Raw genomic sequence first — 12,453 nt, 5'->3', positions numbered from 1 at the left:
TGGGCGGCGAATTAAACCATGTTTAATGGTTTCAGTCTTGGGTCGGATCGTAGCACTCCGGCATGCCGTGAACCCATTTGATTATATGTTCTTGCCAGCGATCTTCGTCAACAGTATTTTCGTTAACCGCGTAATGACTTACGGTTAGACCTTGGCTAATCATTTCGCGATGACTCCCGACAACCAAAGGGTGCCAATTCGGAAGGTCACCTGTTTCATGTAATACTCGATAACTGCAAGTATCTGGAAGCCACTCAAACGCAGTCACATCTTGAGGTGTCAGAGAGAGACACCCTTCTACTTTCTCCAAACGCTTGTCATAAACTTTACAACGACAGCCTTTGATGTCCAGTTGATGACAGGCAAGATCAGTGTAATAAACCTCATCTGTATCGTCGTCCATCAACTTCTGCAGACAGCATTTCGCACAACCATCACAAATAGACTCCCACTCCGTAGGAGACATTTGTGCCAGTGGAGTCGTTTTCCAAAAGGGTTCATAACGCTTGGCGATCATTAGTACTTAGCTTCCGTTGGTGCTTTATATAAATCTAGCAGGTACTCGTCGCGAACAGGTGGCATTTGCAAATAAAAGCCTTGCTCACGAATCGCTTTCATCACATCTTCAGCGTTCGCACGGGCCAGTTTTTTCTCTGGCTTTAAAAGCATCGTCATTGCACTGATTGGTTTACCAAAGCGCTCCATCAGCATTTCAGGAACATCCTTTGTACCTTTTTGCTTCTCAACGTATAAATACATTTCATCACGTTTTGACGAACGAAAAATTTCAATAATCATTTGGCTCATAATGAGTCTCACAAGGTAACTGTTTACTTGGCGAATTTTTCTAACAAAGGCTTAATAACCTTATCTTGACGCCAACCATTAAAAGCTGGATTCGACCAGTCCATCGGTGAACCTTCATAAATATGACGCAATAACGGGTCGAGCAATTTGCGTTTCAATACCACTTCAGGAGCAATAGAAAATGTTTGTGCCAACTCTTTTAAGTAGCTGCGAATCGCTTTAGATAAGTCCCCAGCATCCGATGGCAATGGCGCCGGCAATGGATTTTGAAACTCATCAGCGCTTAGTTCATTCACACAAGCAACTTTCTCTAACACAACATCAGCGTATAGGCGCACTTGTTTTGGCGTTACGTCTTCCACTTTACCTAAGCTTCTTGCGCTGTCCGGCATGAATTTAGCGATTGCCCATAAAGAGCGATCTTTTAGAACTTGCCCTTTGGGCAAATCATCTTGACGAGCACGCTCATCACGCCATAAAAACAACATTCTAAGCAGTGTCAGCCCCTTTGGACTTAAACGCCATGCCGCTTTGACACCGTCCCAATTCTGCTCTGGGTCATTGTTCTGTTGATACTGCCATTTCAGGCTTTCGCAATCTTCCAATACCCAGTCCAACATGCCTTTGCTCTGTAGTCGCTGAACTTGCATTGGGTAAACTTCTGCCAAATAGATAACATCCAGCGCCGCATAACGTTTTTGCGCATCGGTTAGAGGTCGTAGTGTCCAATCTGAGCGCGTCTCATCTTTTGCCACGTCAATGTCTAGGTATGCCTTGACCAACTTAACATAGCTTAAAGACCACTCAGCACCGGCGAAAGCTTCACCAATTTGAGTGTCATAAAAAGGCACAGGCAGAACACCTAACAAGCGATCGAATACATCAAGATCTTCCGAGCAGGCATGAAAGACTTTCATAACGCTTTCATTCACCATTAAGTCCCGTAAAGCAGACCAATCTGAAATCGTTTGCGGATCAATAAGTACTGCTTTTTTGCCCTCAGAAATCTGAATCAACCCTGTGACTGGATAATAAGTTGTTCGACGAACAAACTCCGTATCCACTGCAACGAAAGGTAAAGTGCTCCAATAGTCACACCACTCTTTCAAGACAGCATCTGTATCCACCCAGACTATGTCTAAATTTTGATTTTGAGTATCCATGTTAGAGTTTCTTCCGACCTTCAAGTGCCAGAGCCAAGGTATTACCATCAACGTATTCCAACTCACCACCCATCGGCACACCTTGGGCTATGCGGCTTACGTCAATACCATTTGGCTTAAGGAGTTGAGCAATATAGTGGCATGTCGCCTCACCTTCGACCGTACTATTAGTCGCGATGATGACTTCTTCGACACCTTGCTCTTTACAAAGCATTTCAAGACGGTCCAAACCAAGTTCTTCTGGGCCAATCCCATCAATCGGAGACAGATGCCCTAGAAGAACAAAATATAAGCCGTCAAACTGCTTAGTACTTTCGATTGCAATAACATCTGCTGGCGTTTCCACAATGCAGAGTCGTTGCTGATTACGCTGGTCATCAGCGCAAATTGGACACAAGTTATCTTCCGTTAAAGTTCGACATTGTTGGCATCGCCCTACCTTGTCTAAAGCGGAACGAAGTGAAGCCGCTAAGCGGTCAGCGCCTTGAGAATCACGTTCCAAAAGGTACAACGCCATTTTCTGAGCAGACTTTGGACCTACACCTGGTAGGCATCGCAAAGATTCAATGAGTTCTTTAATTAACGGACTAAACAAGCACCTATCTCCAATTAGAATGGCATTTTGAAGCCAGGAGGAATTGGCATACCCGCCGTTGCTTCAGACATTTTGTCTTTAGAAGCTGTTTCGATGTTACGCACAGCATCATTAATCGCTGCTGCGATTAGGTCTTCAAGCATTTCTTTGTCATCTTCAAACAAAGAATCATCAATAGAAACGCGTTTTACATCATGACGACCTGTCATAGTCACTTTAACTAGGCCAGCACCTGCTTGGCCTTCTACTTCCATGTTGCCGATTTCTTCTTGGGCTTTTTGCATATTTTCTTGCATTTTCTGCGCTTGGCGCATCATGTTGCCCATACCACCTTTAAACATAACTCTCTCCAATATTCTAACTAGGCTTTCACTTTAACAGTGTCGTATATAACTTGCCCTCCCATCGTACTAGCCAAAGCTTGTACGATGGGATGATTATTCAAATGTGTAATGGCTGCCTGCAATGCTTCTGCACGCTTGCTTGCCGCAAATTCTTCCGCTGTAACACCTTGGACTTCCTCAAGTGTGTCAATGATCAGCGGTACATGTACCTCAAAGAAACCGGACAACTCACGTTGAATTTGTTCATAACGTGCCTGATTAAGCATGTGTCCGTATTCTAATGGCACCTGTAATCTAAGCCCCTGTTCCGATGCATCCATCAAACAAGAGTTCATAACTATATTTTGTACTAAGCCCGTTAATTTCAACCGAGGCGCTACTAACCACCATAAATTCATGGTCATATCTTTAAAATGTGCGATTTCTGGCAAAGGCATCGCTAGCGCAGGCTGTGCAACGGTATCTGGATGCTTATCAATTAGCGAAGGCTTTTCATTTACCGCCTCAACCAAATTAGCCGCCGTTGCATAAGGATCTTCCGTTTCTGCGATGGCGCGCTCATCGGCCTCTTCATCGCTTTCCTCATCGTCCATATCATTCGAATCATCATGCAACATTCTGGACAAGCGCTCAGCGGGGTCAATGCCAGATGCTTTAGTAGACGGTGCTGGCGTTTCAGCTGTCACATTGTCGACCGCATCAACAGATTGCATAGCTGTCGTATTTTGCGAGCTGTCTGGTAGTGACTCATCCCATGGCGGCACACCATCATATGAAGGCTCATCAATTACTGGGGGTGAAGCGTCCATTGTGTTTTCTTGCGGAGGCGTTGTTTCGATTTCTTCATCGACCACCGCAGCACCATTGATACTCTCAGCAGTTAGCGTATTCGGTTCCGATTCAGCTGCTCCCTGAGATTCAAGCGAGTCACTACTTGCCAATGAGCTTTGTTCATCAATGCTATCAGGCACATCGACAGTTTCTTTGGTCTTATGTTGTTCGACCATAGGCGCCGCTAATGGAGTGTTCTCTTGCGTCACATCAGCAGGTGAAGACGATGTGGCCAAGCGCTCAGGAGCTGGAGCTGGAGCTGGAGCTGGAGGCGCATCATAACGAACAGCCATTGCATTGGCAGGACGGAACGCGATCAACCTTAGCATAAGCATTTCAAAGCCAGACTTTATCGAATGCGAAAGCGGCAAATCTTTACGCCCAACCAACAAGCTTTGATACATCACTTGAACTTCTTCAGGTGAAACCGTTTGCGCAATATGCTTTATTCGAGCCAGATCGCCTATCTGATCTTGCAACACCCCTGGTACTTGCTGCTCAATCGCAACACGGTGCAGTGAATCCAACATAGCGCCACATATTGAAACAAAATCTGGCTGATAGTCAGCTAGTGCTTCAATTTTTTGAAGGGTTTGTGCGGCATCTTTCGCTGCCACTGACTCAAGCAGTGCAAGGATCTGGCTTTGATTCACCAAACCTAGCATAGAGGTAACACCAGTCTCGGTGATTTGACCATCACCAAAGGCGATTGCCTGATCGGTGAGACTCAAAGCATCACGCATACTGCCGTTGGCTGCTTGGCCTATTTGCCACAATGCAGGTTGATCAAAGCTCACTTGCTCTGTTGTTAATACCTTTTGCAGATAATCAACGACACGCTGTGCCGACATATTCTTCAAGTTGAACTGCAAACATCGAGACAAGATCGTCACGGGTAGTTTTTGTGGGTCAGTTGTCGCCAGCAAAAACTTAACGTGTTCTGGTGGTTCTTCTAACGTTTTTAATAAAGCGTTAAAAGAGTGTGTCGAAAGCATGTGCACTTCGTCTATCAGGTAGACTTTAAATCGACCACGAGTCGGTGCGTATTGAACATTCTCAAGTAGTTCGCGGGTGTCTTCCACCTTAGTTCGAGATGCCGCATCGACTTCGATCAAATCGACAAAGCGACCTTCAGCAATTTCGCGGCAACTATCACACTCACCACACGGCTCCGGTGAAATGCCATTGGTTTCACAATTCAGACATTTAGCAAAAATACGCGCAATGGTGGTTTTACCCACACCACGAGTTCCCGTGAACAAGTAAGCGTGATGCAAGCGCTGTTGGCGCAAAGCATTAACTAAGGCTTGTAATACGTGATCTTGACCTGCCATTTCTAGGAAGGTTTGCGGACGCCATTTTCGTGCGAGTACTTGATAGCTCATGCAATGTAATCTGGTGATGACTGGGGCTGCATTCAACAGCACAGTGGATAATTTACTGAATTTTAAGCTTTTTCAGCCCAAAAAGGAATGCGATTAGTACCAAAATGCAAAAAGGGCCAGCATTCGCTGACCCTTTTGAAATATCACATAAGCAATTAGTTTGCTTGTTGACCTGCTTGACGCTGACGCTCACGCTCAAGCTCTTTTTCACGACGGTGTTTTTCCACTGCATCGACAACTTCTGCGCCAATATGAGCTTCACCACGCTCTTTTGCAAGCTGAACTTGACGCTCACGCTCAACAAAACGACGGCGCTGCTCATCTGTGTACTTATCGAAGCAATGTGGACAGCTCACGCCCTGTTCAAAGCGCTCATCCTGCTTTTCTTCTTCAGTGATTGGCATACGGCAAGCATGGCACTGGTCGTATTCACCTTTCTCAAGCTTATGGTTTACCGATACACGGTTATCGAACACGAAACACTCACCTTTCCACATAGTGTCTTCTTCAGGCACTTCTTCTAGGTATTTAAGGATACCGCCTTCAAGGTGGTAAACTTCCTCAAAACCTTGCTCTTTCAAGTAAGCAGTGGATTTTTCACAACGAATACCACCTGTACAGAACATAGCAACTTTCTTGTTCTTCTCTGGATCAAGGTTTTCTTTAACGTACTGAGGGAACTCGCGGAAGGTATCAGTTTTAGGGTTAACCGCGTTCTCAAACGTACCGATTTGGAATTCGTAATCATTACGTGTATCAATCAATACTACATCAGGATCTGAAATCAGTGCGTTCCAATCTTTCGGCTTAACGTAGGTACCGACCACTTTACGTGGATCAATACCTTCAACACCCATGGTTACGATTTCTTTTTTCAGCTTAACTTTAGTTCGGTAAAACGGCATACCCTCATCGTATGACTCTTTGTATACGATGTTTTCAAGGCCCGGCTGCTGATCTAACCAAGCTAACATAGCATCAATGCCTTCACGGCTGCCCGCAACCGTACCATTGATACCCTCTTTCGCTAGCAGCAATGTACCGCGAATACCGTTATCTTCAAGGGTTTGACGAAGGGGTTCGCGCAACTCTTCATAGTTATCAAGCTGAACGAATTTATACAGGGCACATACAACAACTTTTGACACGTCTTTTTCTCCTAATGCGATCTGGAACGTAAAACCAGAGCCTTAAATTGAAGGCGCGCATTATAGGGAAAAGTCTTATAAATTGCGAATCTTATTGACCAGGATCAAGATTGTTTTGGATGTTGTTATTGACTCGAAACCACCCAGCAATACTGTGTCGCGTTCGCTTCGCCTTTAACACCTCATGAGGGAACTCTTCACTGAGGAACACAGCCAAACGCCCCTTTTTCGGGTGAAAGCGCCCCAGCTCTTTATGCTCATCATTTTCATCAAAGAGAACAAACTCACCGCCATCACCTTCTTCCCAATTCTCATTCAGATACAAGACAGTCGATAAGACACGGTTGCTTTTACCCTTGAATGCATCCAAGTGTTTCTCGTAGAAAGCGCCCTCTTCATAGCGTGCAAAGTGTGCTTCATAATCCCATAAACCAAGAAACAGACGACGGTTAAATTCTAGGCGCAGCTCCCCCATCGCATTAAGAAAAGCGCTACGGGCTGGATTGACTGGATCAATCCACCGAATGTAATCTCGACGGCGTTCCAGTGCCACTTGGTGATCCAATGAACGACCGACTCCAGCCTGCTTCATATAGCTATTGTCGAGATCAGAGATATCTGACATCAAAGCTTCAACCATTTCATCCGAAAAGAAATCATCCGTAATACTCCAGCCTTTCTCTCGTATATCCGCAAGCACTTTGTCAAACGGTGTCTCTGAAGTAAAAGGAACAATTGAACTCATGATGAAAACCTGTGTGGAACGTTGTAATGGGGCGAATGATACTGTAGCGTGCCCTGCGAAAACACCAACTTTTAACGATTTCTTAGCAAATGTATCAACTACGTGACTACCAGCAAGAAGCAGTCGACGCGACTCTAGATCACTTTCGAAAAAGCAATGAATCCGCCGTCATCGTACTGCCAACTGGTGCCGGAAAAAGTATAGTAATTGCTGAATTATGCAGACTTGCTCGCCAAAAGGTCATCTGCCTTACCCATGTAAAAGAATTAGTTGAGCAAAACCACCAAAAACTTATCGCACTGGGTGTAGACGCTGGCATATTCGCAGCAGGGCTAGGACGTAAAGACATCAAAAACAAAGTCACTTTCGCTAGCATTCAAAGCATCGCACGAGGCCTTGAGCAACACCAAGACGCTTTATCACTTCTAATCATTGATGAGTGCCACCGCATACCAAAAGATCAGCAAGGGCAATATCACCAAGTCATTGAACACTTTAAACAACTTAACCCGACACTCAAAGTATTAGGCCTTACTGCGACGCCATATCGTCTAGACAGCGGCTGGATTTATCACAAACATTGCTGGGGCTTTGCCCGTGACACTGAACAGTCTTTTTTCAGTCGATGCATCTATGAGCTGCCGTTAAGACGCCTTGTTAAAGATGGCTATTTAACGGAGCCAAAAGTCTACGATGCAGCTGTAGCACACTACGACTTTAACCAACTGCACAGCAACGAATACAATGACGATCAATCCCCAGTAGAGCAACAGCTCAACGAACTAGTCAGTAAACACCCTCGTGTCACGCAAGCTATCTGCGAACAAATCATCGAGCTATCCAAGCAACGCAATGGCGTGATGATTTTCGCCAGCACTGTTGAACACGCCAAGGAAATAATGGGCTATCTCCCTGAGCAAGAAGCTAAAATTGTCACAGGCAACACCCCCTTAAAAGAGCGTGACCAAATCATCACATCGTTTAAAGCCAAACAGATCAAATACCTCGTCAATGTATCGGTTTTGACGACTGGTTTTGATGCACCACACGTTGATGTCATTGCACTACTTCGCCCCACTGAATCCGTTAGTTTGTTTCAACAAATGGTTGGGCGTGGACTTAGACTCTCCCCTAATAAAACGGATTGCTTGATCCTTGACTACACCAACAGTGGTTACGATATCTTTCAGCCAGAAATCGGCACCAAGAAGCCCAATCCAAACTGCCAGCTTGTACAAATCGAGTGCCCCCAGTGCGCACATCAAAATCTATTTTGGGGAATCAAAGCAGCTGATGGCACCATTCGCGAGCATTACGGCCGTCGCTGCCAGGGGTTAGCTGAAACACTGCACGGAGAATTACAGTGTGATTATCGCTTTGTCTTTAAACGCTGCCCACACTGCAACGAAGAAAATGATATTGCCGCACGTCATTGCCAGCATTGTCATGAGCGCTTAATCGACCCAGACAACATTTTGAAGAAAGCTTTAAACCTCAAAGGGCATAAAGTGATTCGTTGCCAAGCAATATCATGCAAGATAGAAAGCAATAAAGTTCACATTACTTACCATGATGAGGATGGTGACGAGCTTAAACAGAGCTTTAATTTTGATTTCAAAAAAAGCAGGCAACGCTTTAATGATGAGTTCGGACGTCGACTTGGCGAAGGGAGCACTCCCTTGGAGTTCGATAGTGCAGAACAAATCACACCCTTCGCCAGTTACCTACCTAGCCCTGACTTCGTTATTGCAGAACAGGATAAAAAACACTGGCGCGTGACACAGCTACTGTTTGACTATCAAGGACCTTACCGAAAAGCCAATGCCTTAAGCTAGCGTTTAGCTTGTAAGGCATTTTCAAAAGAAATCTTGAATGGCAAATTTAAACCCTCTAATCGCTCTATTACTGAGCCATTAGAAAACTCGTTCTTTGGCAAACACTCCATGAATACCAACCAGTAGTTTGCCATCATGTTTTCTGCAAATAGTTGAGCCGTTTTGGTGTCAATACCGGCATCCGCAAAACGTTTTGACACACCTTGGCTGATGGATTGCATTTGCTGCGTATGGAAACCACCGTGGTTAATGCTATCTGCCACAATGTGACGAGTGGATTCGATGTAATCGGAGTAAAAAGGGAAGAGGATTTTTGCAATTTGAATAAGGTATTCTGCTGGAGATGATGTAGGAGCCAACTGCCCTACACTGGAAGACAAGGCCTCATCCATGTCGTCAAAATATATTTCTTTTACAAGCTCCAGCTTGTCAGCGTAATGTACAAAGAAAGTGCCCACCGCGACATTAGATAAACGACTTATCTCTCGTGTAGTTGTCGCTTCGATCCCAAATTCATGAAATGCTTTTCTTGCGGCGGTTTTTATTTTGGCTCGTGTATTGGCTTTCTGCTGCTCTCGACGATTCACTTTCGTCATCTCCCTGTTTTCATAAGGTGAGTCTAACCAAAAGAAGTGTCCGGGTGAACAACAAAAAATCAATTACGGAACGCAAATTCCTTTGGAACGGGCTTCAAGCGGGAGCCAAGCTCACCAAGAAAGCCAGAAATGCGCTCAGCATTATTACCATGATCAGATTTCCCAGCTCTTGAACAAGAGCGCATATCAACCACTACACTTTCTTGCTGTTGCGAAATCCTAATAACGATGTCATTTCGCATGCCAAAAATAGGCGTTCTCGCCGTTGCCTCAATAACACCAGCGCTAGGATATTGCGAAACCATTTCCCAACCACGCTCTTTAACAAGGGAGACTGCCTCAATGTAGGCTTCTTTAAAAGGTGTATTTACTACAAGCGGCTTAATCTCTGGATAGTACTTTTTCTGCAAAGGTACTGCAGAAAAATCATATGCCAGACCATGTTCAGACGCTTTACGAAGGTATGTGATATTGATAAAAACAGGAGGGTTATTTAGGTCAGTAGTGATGTCATACAAATCGGGGAGTTTGGACTTCTGCATATACAGGCCAACCCACATGACGCTATATATAAACGAGACAACACCTATGAGGATAAAGAATCGACGACCACCTGCGCTGCACTCTTTACGACAGATTAGTAAAGAAGCTGCTGTCAAAACAGTCAACACAATGGCTGCATATACGGTTTTACGCAGCATTTCAAAAGCCGTGATCGGCTCGATAAAGCCAACTCGCACTCCTGAAATAGAAACAAACGCCGCACACCCAATCAACATCATTAAAATGTACAACACGGGCGAAATATATCGACTCATAATTCACTCATAAAAAACATCATGACGTAACCTTAGCGTGTCGAATAAATACTAGATAGTCCGTTGCAAAGCGTTCTACAGTGATTCCACTAAATTTGCATATTTTGCGTAAAGAGCACTGATATGTAATAGAAAAATATTACAAAAAGAGTCAAAATTTATGTCAAATTACTCTTTATGATTATATCGATCTCATGATAGAAAAACCCAAGCGCAAACACCCTGCTCACTGCGTTGATCTACTTCGCACCAAACTAGAACTAGCAAGCCAAAGAGCATTTATTGCTCGTGGATCGAATACCGTTCGCTGCCCTTCTTGCCTCATGTCAGAGTCAGCCTGCTTTTGTTCTGAACGCACCAGCATGACAAGCCCAATCCAATTCACATTGCTCTATCACAATACAGAAATCCATAAACCTACTAATAGCGGTCGACTTTTGGCAGATTTATTCCCAAATCAGACTGAAGCGTATTTGTGGTCCAGAACAGAACCAGAAGAAGACCTATTAGAACGACTTAATGCCCTCAAGGGCAATACGGCAATCCTTTTTCCTGAAACAGAAAAAAGAAAAGCATCAGGAGATTATTTGAGTGCAGAAACCGCCGAAAACAAAATTGAGCACATCATTTTATTGGACGCCACATGGCGCTTAGCCAGCAAAATGCTGCATCAAAGCCGCTGGCTTGATGATATTCCAACTTACGGCATTAGTAGTGAAGCCATTCGCTCTTTTAAAACTCGACACGCAAAGCATGACCATCAATTTGCTACAGCAGAAGTCGCCTCGATGTGCCTAGAGTCCTTACATGCACCTGAAGAGGCTTTAGCTTTATTTAAGTATTACAACATTTTCAATGAGCGAAGCATGACGAGTAGGCGTCGATAGCAACCAGAAATTACACTTGAACACCTAGATTCACCAACAAACGACAGAATCGAACTGCACTTTAGTAAGAAACAACTAAACTAATCATAAATCCAAACTGATTTCCTTGGTGAGGTTTATGATCATTTGCTTAATTATGTTCTATGTGCACCTGTCTATTTCTCGTATCATGCCATCTTGGTATCAAAAGGACTTCCTTGATCCTTCATCAGAATCTAAGCACGCCCACTTCAGACGATTCAGTGGGCGCTATAAAGCTAAACGAAGACTTGTAAAAACACTGTGGACTGGAACTGGCTTTTTAATGCTAATTTTCCCTACACCCCCGATTTTGGTAGGAGGAATATTGTTTAGCACATGCTTATCGTTTGCGATCTTAGATGAAAGCGAATAAACACCCTTAACTTGGCCTCATCAAAAGCGTCAAGCGACCATCCTCACAGAACTGGATCGCTTGCTTTTTTTTCTTACCTACCAAGACAGCATCGCTTTCTAAAAACAAAAACGCTTTCCATGCTCGCTTAAACACAGCCCAAGTTGTCTCAAGAACTAAATCAGCATGGCAACAGAAGTACACCCTTGTATCATCACCCCAATTTTCAAGGTGCGAAAGCATCATATCGGGCACACTCTCCTCATCAGACTCCCAAGCTTGCTCCCACTCGCATGTGTCAACGATGTTCTTCTTAACCCATACGTCGCCCGAAAACAGATCAGGATATAGAAAAGAGTCGGAAACGTAATCCCGCCAAATGTTAGCGCCAGCAACTTCACCCAAAAGCTTAATTTGCTCTCGATCATCAGCCGACACAAAAGGCTCCTCCCTTTTAAACACCCACTCCTTACCAGAAAGCGAAAGGGAACGGTATTGAGACATATAACCACCTAATTGATGAAAAAAAATAACCTATTTAGTGAAAAAACAGCGTTTGCGACTCTCAAATGAAAGCACTAAGCTATCAATGTAGTAATAAAACTACATTTTATATTTTACGGAGATTTAAACATGTACACATCAGAAGACGTAAACACATCCGCTTTGTATAACCTGCACTACACTGGCGCAGCTAAGCAAACCAAAGATTCACAAGAACAGTATGAAGCTTTGTTATCCAAATGGGGCGTAACTCACTCACAATACCACAGCGAAAGCTTTACAACTAAAGTTGCTAAATCCTTCAAAAAGGGTGTTTTTGCGATAAAGTCACTGTTTAGTTTCGTTAAAGCCGCTCCTGTTTTAGGTAAACAGCACTCTGGTGCTCACCTATAAAAACATTAACTTTCAATAATACTTTGAAT

The 12,453-nt window shown here is 44.1% G+C and carries 14 protein-coding genes; 3 read left to right on the top strand and 11 right to left on the bottom strand.

Translation table 11 applies throughout. From position 1 onward, the window contains the following. Positions 1-31: 31 nt before the first annotated feature. The 8 genes from C8D85_RS01635 to C8D85_RS01600 form a co-directional block, all read right to left on the bottom strand. Positions 32-517, bottom strand: coding sequence for a YcgN family cysteine cluster protein (locus tag C8D85_RS01635; RefSeq protein ID WP_133559617.1), 486 nt, complete (start codon positions 515-517; stop codon positions 32-34). Next, positions 517-807, bottom strand: a complete 291-nt coding sequence (locus C8D85_RS01630; protein ID WP_133559616.1) for a YcgL domain-containing protein — start codon at positions 805-807, stop codon at positions 517-519. Before C8D85_RS01630 ends, C8D85_RS01635 begins: the two co-directional genes overlap by 1 nt. Before the next feature lie 23 nt (positions 808-830). Next, positions 831-1,970, bottom strand: coding sequence for a ribonuclease D (rnd, locus tag C8D85_RS01625; RefSeq protein ID WP_133559615.1), 1,140 nt, complete (start codon positions 1,968-1,970; stop codon positions 831-833). A 1-nt stretch (position 1,971) separates the two neighbouring features. After that, positions 1,972-2,565 (bottom strand): recombination mediator RecR, encoded by a 594-nt coding sequence (recR, locus tag C8D85_RS01620; protein WP_133559614.1) that lies wholly within the window; start codon positions 2,563-2,565, stop codon positions 1,972-1,974. Between the two features lie 14 nt (positions 2,566-2,579). Next, entirely contained in the window at positions 2,580-2,906 is a 327-nt protein-coding gene (locus tag C8D85_RS01615; RefSeq protein WP_133559613.1) for a YbaB/EbfC family nucleoid-associated protein, read from the bottom strand. A gap of 20 nt (positions 2,907-2,926) precedes the next feature. Next, entirely contained in the window at positions 2,927-5,125 is a 2,199-nt protein-coding gene (dnaX, locus tag C8D85_RS01610; protein ID WP_133559612.1) for a DNA polymerase III subunit gamma/tau, read from the bottom strand. Positions 5,126-5,280: 155 nt separating this feature from the next. Then, a complete protein-coding gene (gene trhO, locus C8D85_RS01605) occupies positions 5,281-6,273 on the bottom strand; it encodes an oxygen-dependent tRNA uridine(34) hydroxylase TrhO (protein ID WP_133559611.1) in 993 nt (330 codons plus the stop codon). A 91-nt stretch (positions 6,274-6,364) separates the two neighbouring features. Next, positions 6,365-7,018 carry a 2OG-Fe(II) oxygenase gene (locus C8D85_RS01600; RefSeq protein WP_133559610.1) on the bottom strand — a complete coding sequence of 218 codons (654 nt, stop codon included), beginning with the start codon at positions 7,016-7,018 and terminating at the stop codon, positions 6,365-6,367. A gap of 89 nt (positions 7,019-7,107) precedes the next feature. Here C8D85_RS01600 and radD point away from each other — a divergent pair, with 89 nt between their 5' ends. Then, complete coding sequence (radD, locus tag C8D85_RS01595) at positions 7,108-8,853, top strand: DNA repair helicase RadD (protein WP_133559609.1); 1,746 nt, start codon at positions 7,108-7,110, stop codon at positions 8,851-8,853. Here the strand turns inward: radD and C8D85_RS01590 are convergent. Together C8D85_RS01590 and C8D85_RS01585 are read right to left on the bottom strand one after the other, a co-directional pair. Continuing rightward, a complete protein-coding gene (locus tag C8D85_RS01590; protein WP_244936871.1) occupies positions 8,850-9,449 on the bottom strand; it encodes a TetR/AcrR family transcriptional regulator in 600 nt (199 codons plus the stop codon). The genes radD and C8D85_RS01590 overlap by 4 nt on opposite strands. A gap of 59 nt (positions 9,450-9,508) precedes the next feature. Continuing rightward, positions 9,509-10,267, bottom strand: coding sequence for a DUF1499 domain-containing protein (locus C8D85_RS01585; RefSeq protein WP_133559608.1), 759 nt, complete (start codon positions 10,265-10,267; stop codon positions 9,509-9,511). A gap of 194 nt (positions 10,268-10,461) precedes the next feature. On the opposite strand from C8D85_RS01585, the gene C8D85_RS01580 reads away from it, so the two are divergent. Then, a complete protein-coding gene (locus C8D85_RS01580; RefSeq protein WP_133559607.1) occupies positions 10,462-11,154 on the top strand; it encodes a tRNA-uridine aminocarboxypropyltransferase in 693 nt (230 codons plus the stop codon). A gap of 400 nt (positions 11,155-11,554) precedes the next feature. Here C8D85_RS01580 and C8D85_RS01575 read toward each other — a convergent pair whose 3' ends face one another. Continuing rightward, the gene (locus C8D85_RS01575) at positions 11,555-12,031 is read right to left on the bottom strand and encodes a DUF2947 family protein (RefSeq protein ID WP_133559606.1); all 477 of its coding nucleotides are present in this window, start codon (positions 12,029-12,031) and stop codon (positions 11,555-11,557) included. Between the two features lie 129 nt (positions 12,032-12,160). Between C8D85_RS01575 and C8D85_RS01570 the strand changes: the two genes are divergently transcribed. Then, entirely contained in the window at positions 12,161-12,424 is a 264-nt protein-coding gene (locus C8D85_RS01570) for a hypothetical protein (RefSeq protein ID WP_133559605.1), read from the top strand. Positions 12,425-12,453 lie beyond the last annotated feature (29 nt).

Origin of the sequence: Marinomonas communis, from assembly GCF_004363305.1 — a bacterium.
Taxonomy (GTDB): Bacteria; Pseudomonadota; Gammaproteobacteria; order Pseudomonadales; family Marinomonadaceae; genus Marinomonas; species Marinomonas communis.
Note: the sequence above shows the minus strand (reverse complement) of the source record. Positions and strands in the feature narration are given on the sequence as shown.